Below are 19,625 nucleotides of genomic sequence, written 5' to 3'. Positions count from 1 at the left end.
CCCGCACGGCGCCGGGCATGATAAGGCACCCGCATGAACGAACATCGCACCGTTCCGGATCCCGAAACGCTGATCGCCGATATGGGCGCGCGTGCGCGCACGGCCGCGCGGGTCGTCGCTCAGGCTTCGACGGAGACCAAAGCCCAAGCCCTGCAGGAAGCCGCCGTGGCGCTGCGCGCTTCGGAGAGCGAAATTCTCGACGCCAATGGCGTGGACATGGAACGCGGGGCGGCGAACGGACTGACGGCAGCCATGCTCGACCGGCTGAAACTCGACAGCGATCGGATCACGGGTATTGCCGACGCGCTGGAATCGGTTGCAGGTCTCCCCGATCCGGTCGGCGCGATCATCGACGAAAGCAGCCCGCCCAACGGCCTGAAACTGAGCCGCATACGCATTCCGCTCGGCGTGATCGGCATCATCTATGAGAGCCGACCCAATGTGACGGCCGATGCCGGCGCGATCTGCCTGATGGCGGGCAACGCCGCGATCCTGCGTGGCGGCTCGGAGGCCAGCGAGAGCAACCGCGCCATTCACACATGTCTTGTGACGGGACTGAAGGAAGCCGGTTTGCCGGAAGACGCGGTTCAGCTCGTCCCCACGACGGATCGTGCAGCCGTCGGGGCGATGCTGCGCGCCAGCGGCCTGATCGACATTGTCGTGCCGCGCGGCGGCAAGAGCCTTGTCGAACGCGTACAAAAGGAGGCGCGTGTGCCCGTGCTCGCCCATCTGGAGGGCAAGTGCCACACCTATGTGCACGCCGCGGCCGATCCGCAGATGGCTCAGGCAATCGCGATCAACGCCAAAATGCGCCGCCCCAGCATCTGTGGCGCAATGGAAACGCTGCTGATCGATAGGGCATTTGCTGCGCCCGAAGCGCTGGTACGCGGTTTGTTGAAAGTGGGCTGCGAAATTCGCGGCGATACGGCGATACAGGCGCTCAACGACGCAGTCGTGCCGGCGACGGATGTTGATTGGGACACCGAATATCTGGAACCGATACTGTCGGTCGCCATGGTCGATGGGATCGATGCGGCGATGGACCATGTCGCGCGCCATGGCTCGGGCCATACAGACGCCATTGTCACCGGCGACCCGGTCGCCGCCAATCATTTCCTTAGCACGGTCGACAGCGCCATCGTCATGCACAATGCGTCCACCCAGTTCGCCGATGGCGGCGAATTCGGCCTCGGCGCCGAGATCGGTATCTCCACCGGTCGCCTCCATGCCCGCGGTCCGGTCGCGCTCGAAGGCCTGACAACCTATAAATGGATCGCGCGTGGCGACGGGACGACCCGACCATGAACGGGCGGATCCTGCTGATCGTCGGCGGCTGGATGTCGGCTGCCGCATCGTTTCTGCACATTGCGGTCATTGTTGGCGGACCGGACTGGTACCGCTTTTTCGGCGCGGGCGAGCAAATGGCCCGGATGGCGGAACGCGGCGATGCCTATCCAGCCATCGTCACGACGCTGATCGCCCTGATACTGGCGATCTGGGCGGCATATGCGTTTTCCGGCGCGGGCCTGATCCGCCGCCTGCCGCTATTACGGACCGGGCTCATCACAATTTCGGCCATCTATCTGCTGCGCGGGCTGATACTCGTTCCGATACTCTTTCTTTCCGATGTACCCGCCACGCCATTCACCATCTGGAGTTCTCTGATCGTGCTCGCCTATGGTTTCGCCTATGCCGCCGGCACATGGCTCAGCTGGCCGGCACTTCGCCCAAATGGCGGCAGCATCGCGACTTGAAACCCACAGGCCTTCTCGGCGGCTCGTTCAACCCCGCGCATGGCGGGCATCGCGGGATCAGCCTGTTCGCGTTCGATGCATTGGCGCTCGACGAAATCTGGTGGCTGGTATCGCCGGGTAACCCGCTCAAGGAAGGCGCGACGGACATGGCGCCACTCGGCGCGCGGCTGGCATCGGCTCGAAAGATGGCACGGCGCGCGCGCATCCGGCCGACGGCGATCGAGCGGGAATTGGGCACGCGCTACACCGTCAACACGCTGGAAAAACTGGTCCAGCGCTATCCGAAGCGCAAATTCGTCTGGATCATGGGTTCGGACAATCTCGCGCAGTTCCATCGCTGGAAAAACTGGCGGAGAATCGCCCGGCATATTGTGATTGCCGTGGTCGCCCGTCCGGGGTATGAAGATGAGGCCTTGACCGCTCCGGCCATGGCTTGGCTGCGGCGCTACGTCCGGCCCGCAAGCCAATCGCGTGATTGGACCGATTGGAGACCGCCAGCGCTCGTGTATCTGCGCTTTCGACCCGATCCCCGTTCCGCCACCCGATTGCGGCGTGCCAATCCGCAATGGCATCTTGCCTTTTCCCCAACAGCTTCGCGTGATCCGGTCACGCGACGGCGCATCCCATAGGAGACATCTTGCCCGCTTCATCAGCTGCGACGCTCCCGAACACTGACGCCCACACGGCCGAAGATCTTCACCAGCTTATTTTGCAGTCCCTCGATGACGATCAGGCGCAGGAAGTGACCTCGATCCCGCTCGCCGGGAAATCGTCTATCGGCGATTATATGGTCATCGCCAGCGGCCGCTCGACCCGTCATGTCGCCGCGATTGCGGAAAAACTGGCCGAGCGGATGAAATCCGAATTCGGCATACCGACGCGGATCGAAGGCCTGCCCCAGGCCGACTGGGTTTTGCTCGACGCGGGCGATGTGATTATTCACCTGTTCCGCCCGGAAGTGCGCAGCTTCTACAATCTGGAACGGATGTGGGGTTTTGGCGAGCCACAGGATGACGAAGAGGCCGCTAGCTGAGCCTGACGCTGCACATTATCGCGCGCGGCAAGATCGGGCGCAGCCCGGAAGCCGAGCTCGTCGATCGCTATGTCCAGCGGATCGGATGGGACGTGAAGATGACCGAACTGCCCGATACGGGCGGGAAAGTGCCCCCTGCCCCGCCCGTCACGAAAATCGTGACACTGGACGAAAAGGGCCGCCAGCTGGGGTCCGTCGAACTCGCGCGGCAGATCGGCGACTGGCGGGATCAGGGTATTCGCGAAATCCGCTTCCTGATCGGTGCAACCAACGGACTGACCGCCGAGGAGCGCGCGAGCGCGGACCTGTCGATCGCGTTTGGCAATGCGACCTGGCCGCACCTGATGGTGCGCGCGATGCTGGCGGAGCAGCTGTGGCGGGCGCGTTCGATCCTTGCCAATCACCCCTATCATCGCGAAGGATAGCGGCATGATACTGCGCCTCGCCGCCATGCTCGCGCTGTTCGCTGCGGTTCTCGCGCCGTTCGCGCTCGCCCAACCGAGTAGCGGCGCCAGCGAGGCTGAAGCGCTGGAGGAAGCGCTGCGCCAGCGCGCCATCGCCCGGCAGCGCGCGCAGCAGTTCGAGGAACAGGCGGAAAGCGCGGAAAGTCAGGCCGAACGTGCCGCGGCCGACGAGGCGGCTGCGGCCGCGCAGGTTCAGGCAGCCGAGGCCGATCTGACGGCCGCGCAAAGCCGGATCGAACTCATCGAGCGACTGCGCGTGGAGCAGCGCGCGCGGCTTGCCGAACGGCAAGGCTCGATCATCGCGCTGACGGCCGCGCTGCAGACCATGGCCCGCCGTCCGCCCGCGCTGGCGCTCGTGCATCAGGGCAGCATCACCGATCTCGTCCATATCCGCTCGCTCTTCTCGACGACGCTGCCGGCGGTACGGGAGCGAACGGCCGGTTTGCGGGCCGAAGTCGTGCGCGGATCGAATTTGCGGCTGCAGGCCGATCGGGCGATAGCGTTGCTCGAACAGCGGCAGAGCGATCTCGAGGAACGCCGCGTCCAGCTCGCCCAGCTCGAACAGGGTTCCCGCGCCCGGGCTCAACAGCTCGAGCGATCGGCGATGATCGAAAGCGATCGTGTACTGGCCCTCGGCGAAGATGCGCGCGACATTCGCGTTCTGATGGCCGAACTCGAACGCCAGGCCGAGGTGCGCGCAGACCTGATGGAGCTTCCGGGCCCGCGCCTGCGTCCTGCCCAGCCCGGTGAAGCGCGTGCACCGGCGCGCCGCACGGCGAACGCCGGCAACAATCGCCGCCCGCCCTATCGGCTGCCCGTGATGGGCGAAGTCGTCGAAGGTTTGGGCGAGGTATCCGATGCCGGGATCCGCTCGCGCGGCCTCACAATTGCGACCCAGCCGCGCGCGCAAGTGATCGCGCCGACCGCGGGCCGTGTGAGCTATGCCGGCGAATTTCGCGGCTATGGCAGGATCGTCATCATCGATCATAGCGGCGGTTGGACGACGCTGATCACCGATCTCGCCTCGATCAGCGTACAGGTCGGTGAAATCGTGCGTCAGGGCGCTCCGATCGGCCGTACGGGCCGGGATCGGCCCACCGTTACGGTGGAATTGCGCCGCGGCGGCGAACCGGTTGATATTTCCTCGCTCGTAAGCCGCGGTTAATACGAAACAGACTATCCTTTGCCGCAGCCGCGAAAACCGCTATCATGCCCACTATCTGTTGAGAGAGTGAAACCCATGGCAAGACCATTTATCAGTGCGATCGGCGCCGCCGGCACATTGGCCCTGATCCCCGCCTTTACCGCCGCACTCGCGGCTGTCGATGTCGATACCTATCGCGAACTCGATCAGTTCATGGACGTTTTCGAGCGCGTGCGCGCCGAATATGTCGAGGAAATCAGCGACGAAGACCTGATGCGCGGGGCAATCGACGGCATGCTCGCCAGCCTCGATCCGCACAGCTCCTTTCTCGACGAAACCGGCTTCGACCGGCTGACCACGCAAAGCCAGGGCGAATATGGCGGCCTTGGCCTCACCGTGACGCTCGAAGACGGTGCGGTGAAGGTCATCGCACCGTTCGAGGACACGCCTGCCGATCGCGCGGGCGTCCAGGCTGGCGATTACATCACCCATCTCGACGGTGAGCTGATTTTCGGCGGGACGCTGGACGAAGCGGTCGAGCAGATGCGCGGCACGCCGGGCACCTCGATCGACATCACCGTCGTACGACCCGGTCAGGATGAGCCGCTCGAATTCACACTGACCCGCGAGATTATCGAGCTGCGTGCCGTGACCTGGGAAGTGCAGGACAGCGTCGGCGTAATCAACATCAACACTTTCAACCGCAATACGGGCGACGAAGTGGAGGCAGCGATTGCCGCGATCAGCCAGTCGCTGGGCGGCGATCCGACCGGCTATGTCATCGATCTCCGGTCCAATCCGGGCGGCCTGCTCGATCAGGCCATCGCCGTGTCCGACATCTTCCTCGAGCGCGGCGAGGTCGTTTCGCAGCGCGGACGGCGCAGCAGCGACATCCAGCGCTATTATGCGCGCGCCGGAGACGCCACGAACGGCCTGCCGATCGTCGTTATCGTCGATGCCGGTACCGCATCGGCGTCCGAGATCGTGGCGGGCGCACTGCAGGACCACCGCCGCGCGCTGATCATCGGCGAACAGACGTTCGGCAAGGGATCGGTCCAGACCATCCTGCCGCTCTCCGAAGAGACGGCGCTGCGCCTCACGACCGCGCGCTATTATACGCCGGCCGGCAATTCGGTGCAGGAGGGCGGGATCGAACCCGATCTCAACGTGCCCCAGCTGTCCAATCCGGACTGGCGGGACGCACCGCGCTTCCGCGAGGCCGATCTCAGGCGTCACCTGATTAACGAGGAAACGGTCGAAGAAGATGTGATCGAAGACGATCTTCGCGACGATCCGCGCTTCTCGCTCACCTCGGAGCAACTGGCCGAGCAGGGCATCGATGATTTCCAGATGCACTATGCGGTGGAAATGATCGCCCGGCTCGCACGGCAGGACCCGCCGATGAGAACAGCTGCGGCGACAAGACGGCGCTAAGCAGGACAAAACGGCCATGACAGCACTCGGACTGGCCCGGACGCTCGCGCTCGCTGTACCCGTAGCGCTGCTCGCCGGCGCGCTCGGTTCGGAACATCTGGGCGGGCTTTATCCGTGCGAGATGTGCCATTGGCAGCGCTGGCCGCATTATGCCGCCGTCCCGCTCGCCCTGCTCGCGATCGTTTTGCGCAACGGCGGCGCCGGCACCTTCTTTCTGTGGCTGTCGGCGCTCGCGATATTCGTGAGCGGCGCAATCGGCGTTTTTCACGCAGGGGTCGAATATGGCTTCTGGGAAGGGATAACCGGCTGCGCGGCGATACCAGCGAACAGCGGTGATTTCCTGGCCGATATCGCCTCGACGCCGATCATCGCTTGCGATCGCCCGCAATGGACGCTGTTCGGTATATCGCTCGCCGGATTTAACGCGATTATTTCAATCGGCGCTGCTATGGTGATTGGATGGCTGATACGCAAACCGATCCCGTAAGACTCCCCGGCGACCCGCGCCCCGATATCGAGGCGATGATCCGGGTCGATCAGGCCGGCGAATATGGCGCGACGCGCATCTATGCCGGGCAATTGGCAATCCTTGGCGACCGCAGCCCGGCGGCACGCTCGATCGCGCATATGGCCGAGCAGGAAAAGCGCCATTGCGAACGGTTCGACGCGCTGACCATCGAGCGCGGCGTGCGCCCGACCCTGCTCCAGCCCTTTTGGGACAAAGCCGGCTATGCGCTGGGCGCGGCAACCGCGCTGCTGGGGCCGGAAGCGGCCATGGCCTGTACCGCCGCTATCGAGACCGAGATCGATAAACATTATGGCGAGCAGCTCGAGGAACTGGGCGATTCGGACCCCGAACTCAGCGAGATGATCGCCGAATTCCAGGCCGAGGAGGTCGAGCACCGCGAAACGGCACTGGCCGAGGGCGCGGAACAGGCGCCGGCCTATCCGCTACTCTCCGGCGCGATCCGGCTCGGCTGCCGGCTCGCCATTGCCGCGGCCAAAAGAATTTGACCCGTTTCGGGAATTCAGGCCAGCGCAATAATCGCTCTGGCATCTTGCCGACATGGTTCGAAAAGCTGTAGCGTTAGCGGTGCAATAGGAGGTTGAGAATGACGCGTTTGCTTGCCGTTACGGCCCTGATCGGAGCGATGGCCGTTCTCCCCTCCGCGCCTGCCGAAGCGCAGAATAATGTGCGCATGCAGATCGTTTATGGCGATGACGAATGTACGACGTCCAATGGCGAAATCATTGTCGTTTGCATCCGGCGCGACGAGAGCGAACGCTATCGCATCCCACCCGAATTGCGCGACACGCGCGATCTTGCCGCCAATGAAAGCTGGCTCGCCCGCGCCCAGAGCGTCGAATATGTCGGCCGCAGCGGTACGATGAGCTGTTCGCCCGTCGGTCCGGGCGGCTTTACCGGCTGCACGGACCAGCTGCTCCGTTCGGCGCGGGCTGAACGCGGCGCGCTGCTGGAATTTTAGCGGCGGATATAAACCGCTCCAGCGGCTAACCGTCCTGCTGCTGCTCCGCGACCCAATCCATAATTTGCCGCTCCAACACGTCGAGCGGTACTGCGCCCTGTCCGAGCAAGGCGTCGTGAAACAGGCGGATGTCGAATCGATCGCCCAGCGCGTCCTCGGCCTGTGCGCGCAGCTCGCGGATACGCAGTTCGCCGATCTTATAGGCCAGCGCCTGGCCCGGCCATGAGATGTAGCGGTTGACCTCGGCTTCGATATTGGAGTCGGTCAACGCGGTGTTATCGCGCATAAACGCGATCGCCCGGTCGCGCGACCAGCCCAGCGCGTGGAGGCCGGTATCGACGACCAGCCGGCAGGCGCGCCACATCTCGTACGACAGCCGCCCCATATGCTCGGCCGGGGTATCGTAAATCCCCATTTCGATGCCGAGATGCTCGGTGTAGAGGCCCCAGCCCTCGACAAAGGCGGTGAAAAAGGCCGCATTCCGCCGCAGCGGATGAATGTCCATTTCCTGCTGGAGCGCTATCTGATGATGATGCCCGGGCACGCCTTCATGCGCGGTCAGCGCAGGGATTTCCCAGAGCGGCCGCTGATCGAGCAGCGATGTGTTCACATAATAATAGCCAGCGATGCCCGACTCCGGGGAGCCAGGGCTGTAATAGGCGGTCGTCGTGCCCTCGGCGATCTCCTCCGGCACGGCGCGGATGCCATAGGGTAGCCGCGCCGGCGTGCCGAAAAATTGCGGCATCAGGGCATCCAGCTCCTTCGCCATCAGCGCCGTCGTCGCCATCAGCTCCTCGGGCGTTTCCGCATAATATTGCGGGTCGGTGCGCAGATGCGCGATAAAGGCCTCGCGCGTGTCGAAACCGGCTTCGGCGGCGACTTCCTCCATCTCGGCGCGGATACGCGCAACCTCGTCCAGCCCGATCTCGTGAATCTGCTCGGCGGTCAGATCGGTGGTCGTCATCTGACGGATGCGGAAATTGTAGAATTCCGCGCCGCCGGGCTGGGCGGAGATACCGACCTCGGTGGCACAGGCCGGGAGATAAGTTTCCATATACCATTGCAACTGCTCGTCATATTCAGGCACGAGCACGGTTTCGATGATCGTCTGCGCCTCGGCGGCAAAAGCGGCAAAGGCCTCCTCGCTGACACCCGCCGGCCGCGGACGGCGAAACGGCTCGTAGAAGCGCGATTGCGTTACATCATCGCCGATCACGCCCGAAATCGAGTTTTCATACCCATCGAGAATTGCGCAGGGCAGCGTATAGCCACCCTCGGCAGCCATGGTGCTGATCGCGATCGCGGCATCATTGATCGTGGGATAGAGCCGCAAGCGCGCCAGATAGCTTTCGAAATCCGCCGCCGTTTGCATGGGCAGACCCGAAGGCAGTGAGGCGAAACTCTGCTGCCAGCTCGAAAAGGTCGTGAACAGCATCATGCGCTGCGGATAGCCGTTCGCTTCGACCGTTTCGGACAAGATTCGTTCAAGAATGCCGTAATCGGCGCGCGCCGAGGCGGAGAGGCTGTCGCGCGGAATCGCGCGCAGGCGATCCAGAAATGCCTGCGATTCCGCCGCTCGCCGATCGCTGGCTTCAAGGCTGATATCGCTGAGCCGATCGTCATAATCGCGTACGCCAACCCGGGTCGCCAAGACCGGATTTTCGCGGAGCGCCGACGCCCAGACTTCATCCATCAGCGCGCCGAGATCCTCGTCGGGCGTCGCCGCCGCCGGCGCCGGCGCCGCCGTCGCGAGCGCCAGAGCCAGAACCAATGTGCGCATCATCCACTCCCCTTTTTCTTTGCGACCGAACTAAGCACCCGAAGCGAAGTTGACCAGTATCGGTTCGACCAACGCCGGTCACACACGGCAAATGTCCCGCCCCAGCAGCTTGCGGGCGGCATTTTCATCGAGATCCAGTATCTTCAGCGGCGATGCGAGAGATGCACCGGCGGAACCGATAACGAGCGTGGCGATTCCGAAACCGCGCTGCGTCAGGCCGCGGACCAGGCTCGCCGACTGCACGCGGTTGAGCGGCAATATGGTGATGCGCGGCCGCCAGAAGCCGCGACGCACGAACAGCAGTTCACCCTCGATGCAATAGCCATGCGCACGATATTGCAGCACCGGCGCGATCGCGAACAACGGCACAAGCAGGAGCAACCACGGCCCGCCCGACCAGAAGAATGAAACGCCGGCGATAATTGCGGCCAGCACGATGCCGTCCTCCAGCCAGCTGCGATAGATGAGCTTCGGCGACACGCGTTCGAACCGCGCATCGGGCGGCGGCGGACGCGAATGCAGTTCATCCAGTATCGGTTGCAAATCTTCGGCATAAGCGAGCGGCGCAACGACATGATTGGTGCCCGCCCCGCCATCCGTGCCAAGGCTCTGCAGGGCCATTCCGCGCCAGCCGAAAAAGCGTTTCAGGATGGACGTCGAAATCACGACCGCCTGCACGCGCTTCAGCGGAATGACGACATCGGTGCGGGTGAACAGGCCGCGCTGCCGCCGCAGCCCGGTTTCGGTCCGTGTCAGCCGGAAGCCGAACTCGCGCGCGAAGGTGCGCACGAGCCCGGTAATTGCGCCGATCGCAATCAGCAGCGCGAAAAATCCCACTATCGGCAGCGCCGTCATCATGCCGAGCGCCTGATCGCCATAGGCGTCGATCCATTGCCGCGGATCGAGATAGTCGGACGGCAGATAGCTGCCGACATATTGCCAGACGCCACCCAGCACCGCGAGAAAGACGAGCGAAAAGTTGAACAGCCCGGCGATCGCGAGCCGCCCGGCCGACATGGTGTAGAGTACAGGTTCGGTTTCTACCGCCGCTTCGTCTGCAGTGTCCGCATCGGCGCTGCTCCCCGCCCGATAGGCGCGGATGCGATCGCGCAAACGATCGGCTTCTTCCCGGCTGATACAATCGAGTTCGCCCTCATCGCCGCCCGAACCGCCGGTCTCGATCCGCGCGACCGACACGCCAAACACTCGCGCCAGCAGTTTCTGTTCGAGGCTGACATCCTGGATTCGGTCGAAGGGAATCGTCCGCCGGTTGCGGTTGAACACGCCGCTCTCGATGATGAGCTGCTCTTCGCCGACATGATAGGCGAAGCGCAGCCAGTAGATATAGGCCAGCCCCACCGACACTCCGACGCCGACCAGCGCGAAAAACAAGGCGACAACTATGCCCGTATTACCGATGAAATAGGCGGCCGCCGGCAGGCCGAGCACGAATTGCGGCAGTTGTTCGAGCGCCCGGATCGCAAGTGTCGCGGGGTGCAGCCGCGACCAGTTTTCCGGCTGTTCGCTCATGGCAGGTCGTGCCGGATGAAGCTGCGGATTTCGTCGCGCATCCGTTCGGCATCTTCGACCGCCAACCCCGGCAGATCGACCGTACTGTTGTAGCTGCCTGCCGTGTGGAGGGTCAGCGTCGCGACGCCGAAAAAGCGTTCGATCGGCCCGCGCGAAATGTCGATATGCTGTACCCGATCATAGGGCACGACCGTTTCGCGGCGCACGATCAGGCCAGACGCGATCCTTATGCCCCGCCCTTCCTGCCGATAGCCCCAGCGCCGATAGCGGCGCTCGGGCAGCAGGAGCACCGTCGCCATGTAGAGAAAGATGCCCGCGCCGATGATCCAGAGCGACGGGAAGCCCGTTTCGCGTTCGAGGATCGATGCGCCGACGCTCAGAATGATCAGCGGCACCAGCCCGGCGATAATCGAGCGGACCCGCAGCACCGCCTTCTGGCGCGGATCGAGCGGGGTTAGCGGGGCCGGCCCTGCCTCAACCGGCGGCATTTCGTCCGTCATAACTTTCCTTCCCAGCCCATATACCGCTGTGCATCACGTAAGGGCTGGCTCCGCACGAAACAATTGCGCTTTCGGCCATATATCAGGAGGCGCGCCGCATGCGGGCCGCGCCGCGCTTAACCGGCGTTTCGGAATATCTCGAAGCGGCAGATGTCGGAATCGTCCTGCGCGCCGCACTGGGTTTCGACGCACATGCTGCGGCGGCAGACAAGCGCCTGGTAAAGCCGTTCGAACACCGCCGCATGCCAATGGCATATCGGGAGGTTGCTATGCTCGCCGCTGATCATCGGATTATGCGCGATCTCGAACGTCCAGGGATCGACGACCCGAAAGCTGCCCGATCCGGCAAATGTCCAGGCATGGCGCGCAATCGCGCGGGATAGGCCGCGCGCGGCCAGCGGCGCTGGCAAAAGCTTCAGCACCATCTGCGGAAATTTCGGGATACGATGCGCAAGGATATAGTCGGCGGTTCTGCGGCCCGCTTCGGCAGCGAGGCCCGGTGCCCGTTCCGGATCCTGAACGCGCAACAGCCTGTGCAGCCGCGCGGCATCTCCTTCCGGAATCATATGCTCGCCATCGGGCACGGCGGCGATACGAGCCCGTTTCAGCATCGCGCCGGCGCGGCCGGCCCCATAGGCCTGCTCCACGACCGGCAGAAGCTGGAGGATCGCGTTCGGGCCGATCAGGCCCGGCGCATCGAGGCGAGCATCGGCAGGCAGCCTAGACATCTTCCATCTGGAGATCGCCGCCGCCACAGGCTTTTACCTCGGCTGCGCGCGCCTTTGCTGCCTTGGTCTGCGCGCGCACGGCCTCGCGCCGTTCCGCGGCCCGGGCCGCGCGGTCCCCTGCCGCTTCCCAATCCTCAAGCTGCGCCTCGGCGATGGTCCGGCTTTCGTCGAAATGGAAATCGACCGTCTTCTTGGTCTGCGGACCCCAATAGCCGGCCTTGCCGAGATCGTAGAAGGTTCGCTGGAAACCGGCTTTCATAAAGGCCCAGAGGCAGCCGAGCAGATAGCGACGCCGGAATCCCGTGCCGCGCCACGGATAATGGAACAGCGCCTTTTTCATATAGAAGCGCCGATAATTGTTCATCACCCCGTCGAGCAGCTCGCCGCGCTCCATCGCCGCCGGCTTCATGATCGGCGTCACGAAATTATATTTGCTGAAATCGTGAATTTCGACCTGGTCCTTCAGGTCCTGGAACAGCGGGGTGAACGGCCAGGGCGTATACATCGACCAGTTGGCGAGATCGGGCTGCCAGTCCCACGCCATCTGATAGGTCTCTTCGAGCGTTTCGCTCGTCTCGTTGTCGAGGCCGACAATAAACTGCGCCTCGACCAGAATATCGGCCTCGCGCAACAGACGCACTGCGGTCTTGTTCTCCTCGACCTTGGTTTCCTTGTTGAACCGGTCGAGCTTCATCTGCGCGGCGGCTTCGGTACCGAGGCTGACATGGACGAGGCCCGCCTTGCGATAGAATTTGAGATCGTCGCGATCGCGATAGATATCGGTGACGCGCGTATTGATGCCCCATTTGACGCGCTTGGGCAGATCGCGCGCGATCAGCTCCTCGCAAAAGGCAACGAACTTCTTCTTGTTGATCGTGGGTTCCTCGTCGGCGAGGATGAAGAAGCCGACACCGTGATTCTCGACCAGATCTTCGATTTCGTCGACCACATCCTTCGGATCGCGCACCCGATAGTCGCGCCAGAATTTCCATTGCGAGCAGAAAGAACAGGTAAAAGGACACCCGCGCGCGAGATTGGGTATCGCGACGCGGGTGCCGAGGGGGATATATTTATATTTCTCCCAGTCGAGTATGTTCCAGTCGGGTTTGATCTTGGAGAGGTCCTTGACCGTGCTCGCTGCCGCGGTCGCAACGATCTGGTCGCCATCGCGAAAGGCAAGGCCCTTGATGCTGTGGCGGTCCGCCGGCCAGCGGCCATCGTCGATCGCACGCATCAATGCGTTGCAGATTTCCTCGCCTTCGCCGCGCACGATCACATCGACCCAGGGCGCTTCGCTCAGCACCTGCTTATACATAAAGGTGGCATGCACCCCGCCCAGCACGCGCACGGCCTTCGGCACGACCTGCGAGGCGACTTTCAACACATCCTCGGCGCGGTAGATGGACGGCGTGATCGCGGTGACGCCGACCACGTCGGGATCATATTCCTCCATCTGGCGGGCGAGCTCGGCGTCCGAAATATCATTGGTCATCGCATCGATGAAATGGATGTCTTCAAATCCAGCCTGCCGCAGATGACCGGTCAGATAGGCAACCCAAGCGGGCGGCCAGGTGCCCGCTATTTCTGCGCCGCCCGACCGGTAATTCGGATGCACGAAAAGAATCCGCATCTGCCCTCTCCTGTTATGTTCGAACAGGAATGGCATCGATAGTGTCACTTTTGATTGACACAGATCAAAAGGGCGTCAGCCGAATAGAACAGAGATATCAGGCGACCGAATATCGGCGAAGCCCGGTTAACAAGAGAAGCCCTTCGCGATATCGAAGGACTATAGAAAGATCGCGGGAGACTGTTCGATGCGCTGGGTCTGGCTTGCTCTCATGGCGATACTCGTTCCGGCCTGCACGACCGCGGCGCCACCGGCCGTGAGCGACACTGCGCCGGCGCTCATCATCGCCCATCGCGGCGCTTCGGCTGAACTGCCCGAACATACGCTGGAAGCCTATCAGCGCGCCATCGATCAGGGCGCCGACTATATCGAACCCGATCTCGTCATGACGCGCGACGGCGTGTTCATCGCGCGTCATGAAAACGAACTGTCCGATACGACCGATGTCGCCGACCGGGCCGAATTTGCCGACCGGCGGACCACCAAGACGATCGATGGACGGTCGGTAACCGGCTGGTTCGCAGAGGATTTCACGCTGGCCGAAATCCGCACGCTCCGCGCGCGCGAACGCCTGCCCCGAATACGGCCCGGAAGCGCGCGCTTTGACGGTCAATATGCCGTCCCGACCCTCGCCGAGATCATCGCACTTGTGCAGCGTCAGGATCGAACGGTCGGGCTGATCCCGGAAATCAAACATCCGACTTATTCGGCCTCTGTCGGATTGCCGATGGAGGAAGCGCTGGTGCGTCAGCTGGCCGAAGCCGGTTATGACAGCGCCGACGATCCCGTTATGATCCAGTCATTCGAGATCGCGCCGCTCGCCGAACTCGACGTGCTGACCGATCTGCGCCTCGTACAATTGATCGCGGGCCGGGGCAGCCCGGCCGATGCGCCGGGCACCAGCTATGCGCATATGACGACGCCGGCCGGGCTGGACGCTATCGCCGCCTATGCCGATGCGATCGGGCCGGACAAGTTTCTGGTCTTGCCGCGCGATGCCCATTCGCTCGGCGAGCCGACCGATCTGGTCGCCAATGCACACGAACGCGGCCTGCTGGTGATCCCCTACACCTTCCGCCCGGAAAATCCGTTCCTGCCGGACGATATGCATATCGAAGGCGGCGAGACCGTCCATGGCGCGGCAGAGGAAGAAATCGCGGCCTATCTCGCGCTCGGTATTGATGGCCTCTTCACTGACCATATCCCACCGGCCATCGCCGCGAGAAATGCACAGGCCGAGTAGCCCGTAACCGCTACTCCGCGGCGAGCAGGGTTTCCGCACCGCCCAGATCGACCGATACGAGACGACTCACGCCGCGCTCGACCATTGTGACGCCGTACAAGCGGTGCATACGGGACATCGTCACAGCATTATGGGTAACGATCAGATAGCGGGTGTCGGTCTCGGCGGTCATCTTGTCGAGCAGCTCGCAGAAGCGTTCGATATTGGCATCGTCGAGCGGTGCATCGACCTCGTCGAGCACGCAGATCGGCGCGGGATTGGTGAGGAACAGCGCGAAGATCAGCGCGACCGCCGTCAGTGCCTGTTCGCCGCCCGAGAGCAGCGTGAGCGTCGCGAGCTTCTTGCCCGGCGGCTGCGCCATGATCTCAAGGCCCGCTTCGAGCGGGTCGTCCGAATCGATCAACGCCAGATGCGCCCGACCGCCCTGGAACAGCGTCCCGAACAACCGCCGGAAATGCTTGTCGACCTCTTCGAACGCGGCCAGCAGCCGCGCCCGGCCCTCCCGATTGAGATTGCCGATTGAGCCGCGCAGCCGGTTAATCGCCTGGCCCAATTCCTCGCGTTCGGCGAGCGAGGATTCGCGCTCGGTCTCCAACTCCTCCAACTCGCTCTCGGCGACGAGATTGACCGGGCCGATCCGTTCGCGATCCGCTTTCAGCTTGTCGAGCGCCGCCGATTCCGCCTCGGCGCCGTCCACGGTTTCTACGTCGAATTCGAACTTTTCGGCGAGTCCATCGGGTGCTGACTGGAACCGCTCGCTCGCCACACGCTCGAACTCCCGCCGTCGGCTTTCGGCATTTTCGAACCGCGCCTGACCGCCCGCGCGATGTTCGCGCGCCGATGACAGCGCCTCGACGGCTTCGGCCGCGAGCCGTTCGGTTTCAGCAACCCGATCTTCGCCCGCGCGTTCTTCAGCCCGCGCGGCTTCGGCCTTTTCCTCAGCTTCGGCGCTTTGTGTCTGCAAGGCCGCGATCTTCGCTTCAATAGCGTCCGGCGCGTCGGCGAGTTCCCGCGCTTCGGCTTCGGCCTCGGTTTCGCGCTTGGCCATTTCCTGCACGCGCCGCGCCGCTTCGCCCGCGCGGCTCTTCCAGCTATCGGCTTCCGCGCGCGCGGCATCGAGGCGCGCCTTGTCCGCATCGATCGCCTGTCCGATCGTCGCCGCCTCCGCACGCGCTTCGGCCAGGATAAGTCGCGCGGCCTCGCTCGCCGATTTCAAACGTTCGACCGAGGCATCGGTGTCGCCGCTATCGGGCAATTCACCGAGCACGGCCTCGGCCGCCGTCAGAACCTCTTTGGCTTCGGCCAGCTCCGTCGCTGACCGCTCGCGGCGCTCGGCAAGCCCAGCCTGTTTGTCAGCGAGCCGCTCGATGGCGGCTCGGGCGCCGTCCCGATCGCGGATCGCGGCACGCGCTTCGTCCTCGGCCGTGCCGAGTGCCGCGCGCGCATCTTCGAGCGCCGTGCGCGCTTCGGTGACGGCGGCAATCGCTTCAGCCGCCCGGGCCGCTGCCGTTTCCACCGTTTCGCGCGCGTCCGGCAGCTGGGCCTTGATCGCTTCGAGGCGATTGGCGCGCTCCAGCCGGTCGGCCGCGGCCGCGCCTTCGTCGCGTGCGACATAGCCATCCCAGCGGCGCAATCCGCCATCGCGCGTGACAAGCCGCTGACCGACGGCGAGCGCAATCGATCCATCGTCGCTGCCGACCACGCCGATCTGCGCGAGGCGGCGCATCAACTGCTTGGGTGCCGCCACATGATCGGAAAGCCGCTCGACACCGGACGGCAGATCAGGATCGCCACTCGCCGTATCAGAACCCGCCCACCGCCGCGCACTCGCTTCGCCCAGCCCGGCCTCCAGATCGTCGCCCAGCGCCGCCGCCAGCGCCTTCTCATAGCCGCTTTCGGCGCGAACATGGCCAAGCGCCTTGTCATCGACCGCATCGTCCAGATCCTTGGCCAGCGCTTCGGCCTCGGATTCGAGTGCGGCCAGTGCGGCCCGGGCGGATGCCGTCTCGCTTTCGCCCGTATCGCGCGCCTGCGCCGCCTTTTCGCGGCGCTCGTCGGCGGCTTCGATGGCGGCCCGCAGATCGGCAACGCGCTGTTCGGCTGCCTCGCGCGTCTTCTCCGCCGCGCGATAAGCCTGTTCCAGCGGTTCGATATCGCCCAGCTCCGCCAGCTCGGCCGCAATCCGTTCGGCCTCCGCTTCGGCCCGTGCCGCGCGCTGGCGCGCGCTTTCGGCATTGGCCTCGGCGACCCGGATATCGGCCTGCTGCGCCGCCTGCGCCGCCAGCGCCCGGGCCATGGCGAGCTCGGCCTCACGCGAAACGGTTTCGGCTTCCTGCACCTTCTCCTGGCTTTCAGCGAGCCGGTCATCGGTACCTTCGAGCCGCGCGGCGATCTCCTGCTCTTCGGCTTCCAGCCGTTCGAGCGCGGCCGCCGCATCGCTGGCCAGCGCATCCTCGCGGCCGCGATCGCGCGCGAGATTCTCGCGCTGGCTCGCCAGTTCGCCGATCCGCCGTTCGAGCGCACTGCGTTCGTTCTTCAGCGCAGCCAGTTCATGGCCGAGTGCAGCGGCAGTCTCGCGCGCCTCTTGCGCCGCATTGCGCTGCTCGGCGAGTTTGCGCGCGGCATCAGCCTGATGCACAGCCGCCGCCCGCCGGCGTTCAGCCGCCTCGGCGACCGCCGCTTCGGCCTGTTCGGCCTCGGCCTTGGCACTCTCCGCCGCTTCCGCCGCATCGCGCCAGCGTGCGAATACAAGGCGCGCCTCACCCAGTTCGATCTGCTCGGTCAGCTTGCGATAGCGGCGCGCCGCACTCGCCTGCCGCTTCAGCGCGCGCACCCGGCTTTCCATATCGGCGAGCAGATCGTCGAGCCGGGCAAGATTGGTCTCGGTCGCGCGCAGCTTCTGCTCGGCATCCTTGCGGCGCACATGCAGGCCCGCGATACCGGCCGCTTCTTCCAGCATCTGGCGCCGTTCGGCAGGCTTTGCCGCGACCACCGAGCCGATCTTGCCTTGGCTGACAAGCGCCGGGGAATGGGCGCCCGTCGCCGCATCGGCGAACAGCAGGGCGACGTCCTTGGCGCGCACATCCCGGCCATTCACGCGATAGGCGGACCCCGCCCCGCGCTCGATCCGCCGGACGACCTCTACCTCGCTTTCGAGAGCGACCGTATCGTTGTCCGGCCGGTCGCTCTCATCGCGCTCGGCAAGAATCGAGACTTCAGCGAAATCGCGCGCGGGCCGGGCATCGGTACCCGCGAAGATCACATCCTCCATGCCGCCACCGCGCATCGATTTGGGCGAGCTTTCGCCCATCGTCCAGCGCAGCGCTTCGAGCAGGTTGGACTTGCCGCACCCGTTCGGGCCCACGACCCCGGTCAGCCCGGGTTCGATGCGCAGTTCGGTCGGATCGACAAAGCTTTTAAAGCCCGCAAGTTTCAGGCGCTTTATCCGCATCGGCGTCGCGCCTTATTCTCGATTTGCGGTGTCCCCAAGACCTTCAACCTACTGGACCATCTCCTGGAGCCGCGCGTCGAGCTGTGCCCAGCTCGAAACACCGCTGACCAATTCTCCATTGATGAGGAAAGAGGGCGTACTGGTGATATTGAGCTGGTTGAGCGCGCGGTTGCGTACCTCATCCAGCTCCTGGATCGCCGCCGAATCGGTGAGGCACTGGCGCGCCTGCTGATCAGAAATGCCCATGCCACCCACCAGCTCGATAAGGCCTGAGGCTTCGGCAAAACCGACAAAGGTCTGGCCACTCTGCAGCGCTTCCGGTGTCGACAGCGCCTGGAGCCGCGCCTGATCGGCGGTCTGGATGGTCTGGAACATATTATCCTGGTTCATGAACAGCCGCTGGTTAAGCTGGAAGAACGGCCCCTCACCGTTGCAGCGGGCGAGCAGTGCGGCGCTGAGGTCCAGCGGATCGCGCACGAAATTGCGGATCTCGAAGCTCACAAGACCTTGGGAAATATAGTTTTCCATCATAGGCTCATGGCTCTGCTCGGAAAATGCCGCGCAGGCCGGGCAGGTTAGCGATGCATATTCGACGACCTTGATCGGCGCATCGGGGTTGCCCATCACATAGCCGCCATCTTCGGTCTTGCTGACGACTTCCACCCAGTTTTGTGACGTATCGACTTCGGCATCGCCGACCGCCGCGCCGCCACTGGCGCTGGTTTCACCGCCACAGGCCGCCAGCGTCATACCGAGCGCGATCGCGGATATCTTGAAAACGCTTTTCATTACTCGCTCACTCCATTGTGTCCGCCGCGGCCAATATCGCCGAGACGCTTGATCTGCAATTGCCGGGGCGGCGCCTGATCGTCGACCAGAGGCGCGCCCTCTGTCGCCGCCACCGAGGCGGCAAGCCCTTCCAGGCATGCGCGCAATTCGGGATCGGCGATTTCGCGCAGCGATTCGCCCAGCGCTTCGGGCACGGGCCGCAGCGAGGGCGGCGCGGGCGGGCGCTTTTCGGGACGGGTTGGCCGCCCCTGCTGGATCGCGACGCGCGCGACGGCCGCATAGCCGAAAAACCGGTTCACCCGTTCGATGATCGTCGGCTCGATATGCTGCATCATCGTCGCATGCGCGCCCGCGACATTGAGCCGCAGCGTCCCGTCGGACCGTTTGCCGGCGGGAAAGCGGATCGATTCCGGCGTCGAAACTTCCGCATAGCGTTCGCCGACGATTTCGCGCCAACGCGTGACGACCGAACTCTGGACAAAACCGAAGCGCCGGAACGAGGCGCGGCCGATCTCGGGCAGCATATCGCCGACCGCACGCGCGCGGCGGCTGCGCCCGGCTGGTTTGCCGCGTCCTTTCGCCGTGTCGCGCCCGGAAAGATTACGGGTTTTCGCCATCCCGCCGCTCATGCCATAGGCCCCTGATGGCTGCCATAAAA

19 protein-coding genes are annotated in these 19,625 nt (G+C 64.1%); 11 read left to right on the top strand and 8 right to left on the bottom strand.

Annotation, left to right across the window (positions count from 1 at the left end; all coding sequences use genetic code 11):
* Positions 1–33: 33 nt before the first annotated feature.
* The 10 genes from Q0974_RS08015 to Q0974_RS07970 all read left to right on the top strand — a co-directional run bounded on the left by Q0974_RS08015 (position 34) and on the right by Q0974_RS07970 (position 7,316).
* Positions 34–1,305, top strand: a complete 1,272-nt coding sequence (locus tag Q0974_RS08015; RefSeq protein WP_299326187.1) for a glutamate-5-semialdehyde dehydrogenase — start codon at positions 34–36, stop codon at positions 1,303–1,305.
* The gene (locus tag Q0974_RS08010; RefSeq protein WP_299326184.1) at positions 1,302–1,754 is read left to right on the top strand and encodes a hypothetical protein; all 453 of its coding nucleotides are present in this window, start codon (positions 1,302–1,304) and stop codon (positions 1,752–1,754) included. Before Q0974_RS08015 ends, Q0974_RS08010 begins: the two co-directional genes overlap by 4 nt.
* Positions 1,703–2,383 carry a nicotinate-nucleotide adenylyltransferase gene (locus Q0974_RS08005; RefSeq protein WP_299326182.1) on the top strand — a complete coding sequence of 227 codons (681 nt, stop codon included), beginning with the start codon at positions 1,703–1,705 and terminating at the stop codon, positions 2,381–2,383. The genes Q0974_RS08010 and Q0974_RS08005 overlap by 52 nt, the downstream gene beginning before the upstream one ends.
* Positions 2,384–2,391: 8 nt before the next feature.
* The gene (gene rsfS / locus Q0974_RS08000) at positions 2,392–2,787 is read left to right on the top strand and encodes a ribosome silencing factor (protein ID WP_299326180.1); all 396 of its coding nucleotides are present in this window, start codon (positions 2,392–2,394) and stop codon (positions 2,785–2,787) included.
* 2 nt (positions 2,788–2,789) lie between these two features.
* Complete coding sequence (locus Q0974_RS07995; protein ID WP_299326255.1) at positions 2,790–3,212, top strand: 23S rRNA (pseudouridine(1915)-N(3))-methyltransferase RlmH; 423 nt, start codon at positions 2,790–2,792, stop codon at positions 3,210–3,212.
* A gap of 4 nt (positions 3,213–3,216) precedes the next feature.
* Entirely contained in the window at positions 3,217–4,416 is a 1,200-nt protein-coding gene (locus Q0974_RS07990; RefSeq protein ID WP_299326178.1) for a peptidoglycan DD-metalloendopeptidase family protein, read from the top strand.
* Between the two features lie 75 nt (positions 4,417–4,491).
* Positions 4,492–5,829, top strand: coding sequence for a S41 family peptidase (locus Q0974_RS07985; RefSeq protein WP_299326175.1), 1,338 nt, complete (start codon positions 4,492–4,494; stop codon positions 5,827–5,829).
* A 16-nt stretch (positions 5,830–5,845) separates the two neighbouring features.
* Positions 5,846–6,316, top strand: a complete 471-nt coding sequence (locus Q0974_RS07980; RefSeq protein WP_299326172.1) for a disulfide bond formation protein B — start codon at positions 5,846–5,848, stop codon at positions 6,314–6,316.
* Entirely contained in the window at positions 6,289–6,843 is a 555-nt protein-coding gene (locus tag Q0974_RS07975; protein ID WP_299326171.1) for a demethoxyubiquinone hydroxylase family protein, read from the top strand. The genes Q0974_RS07980 and Q0974_RS07975 overlap by 28 nt, the downstream gene beginning before the upstream one ends.
* 98 nt (positions 6,844–6,941) lie before the next feature.
* Positions 6,942–7,316 carry a hypothetical protein gene (locus Q0974_RS07970; protein ID WP_299326169.1) on the top strand — a complete coding sequence of 125 codons (375 nt, stop codon included), beginning with the start codon at positions 6,942–6,944 and terminating at the stop codon, positions 7,314–7,316.
* Positions 7,317–7,341: 25 nt separating this feature from the next.
* Here the strand turns inward: Q0974_RS07970 and Q0974_RS07965 are convergent, their stop codons facing one another.
* From Q0974_RS07965 to bchE, 5 genes are all read right to left on the bottom strand, one after another.
* Entirely contained in the window at positions 7,342–9,099 is a 1,758-nt protein-coding gene (locus Q0974_RS07965) for a DUF885 domain-containing protein (RefSeq protein WP_366943586.1), read from the bottom strand.
* A gap of 75 nt (positions 9,100–9,174) precedes the next feature.
* Positions 9,175–10,626, bottom strand: a complete 1,452-nt coding sequence (locus Q0974_RS07960; protein ID WP_299326167.1) for a PH domain-containing protein — start codon at positions 10,624–10,626, stop codon at positions 9,175–9,177.
* Positions 10,623–11,126 carry a PH domain-containing protein gene (locus tag Q0974_RS07955; RefSeq protein WP_299326165.1) on the bottom strand — a complete coding sequence of 168 codons (504 nt, stop codon included), beginning with the start codon at positions 11,124–11,126 and terminating at the stop codon, positions 10,623–10,625. The genes Q0974_RS07960 and Q0974_RS07955 overlap by 4 nt, the downstream gene beginning before the upstream one ends.
* 116 nt (positions 11,127–11,242) lie before the next feature.
* Positions 11,243–11,854 (bottom strand): bacteriochlorophyll 4-vinyl reductase, encoded by a 612-nt coding sequence (gene bchJ, locus Q0974_RS07950; protein WP_299326163.1) that lies wholly within the window; start codon positions 11,852–11,854, stop codon positions 11,243–11,245.
* Entirely contained in the window at positions 11,847–13,484 is a 1,638-nt protein-coding gene (gene bchE, locus Q0974_RS07945) for a magnesium-protoporphyrin IX monomethyl ester anaerobic oxidative cyclase (RefSeq protein WP_299326161.1), read from the bottom strand. Before bchE ends, bchJ begins: the two co-directional genes overlap by 8 nt.
* A gap of 187 nt (positions 13,485–13,671) precedes the next feature.
* Here bchE and Q0974_RS07940 point away from each other — a divergent pair, with 187 nt between their 5' ends.
* Complete coding sequence (locus tag Q0974_RS07940) at positions 13,672–14,727, top strand: glycerophosphodiester phosphodiesterase (protein WP_299326158.1); 1,056 nt, start codon at positions 13,672–13,674, stop codon at positions 14,725–14,727.
* A gap of 10 nt (positions 14,728–14,737) precedes the next feature.
* Here Q0974_RS07940 and Q0974_RS07935 read toward each other — a convergent pair whose 3' ends face one another.
* Genes Q0974_RS07935 through Q0974_RS07925 form a run of 3 tightly spaced genes read right to left on the bottom strand, consistent with a single transcriptional unit; the run spans position 14,738 to position 19,596 of the window.
* Positions 14,738–18,178: an AAA family ATPase gene (locus Q0974_RS07935; RefSeq protein WP_299326155.1), complete on the bottom strand. Its 3,441-nt coding sequence runs from the start codon at positions 18,176–18,178 to the stop codon at positions 14,738–14,740.
* Between the two features lie 48 nt (positions 18,179–18,226).
* Complete coding sequence (locus Q0974_RS07930; RefSeq protein ID WP_299324624.1) at positions 18,227–18,967, bottom strand: thioredoxin domain-containing protein; 741 nt, start codon at positions 18,965–18,967, stop codon at positions 18,227–18,229.
* Positions 18,967–19,596: a DciA family protein gene (locus Q0974_RS07925; RefSeq protein WP_299324622.1), complete on the bottom strand. Its 630-nt coding sequence runs from the start codon at positions 19,594–19,596 to the stop codon at positions 18,967–18,969. The genes Q0974_RS07930 and Q0974_RS07925 overlap by 1 nt, the downstream gene beginning before the upstream one ends.
* Positions 19,597–19,625 lie beyond the last annotated feature (29 nt).

The organism is Parasphingopyxis sp. (genome assembly GCF_028279465.1).
GTDB lineage: Bacteria > Pseudomonadota > Alphaproteobacteria > Sphingomonadales > Sphingomonadaceae > Parasphingopyxis.
The sequence above is the reverse complement of the archived record's forward strand: the minus strand, read 5'-3'. Positions and strand labels throughout refer to the sequence as shown.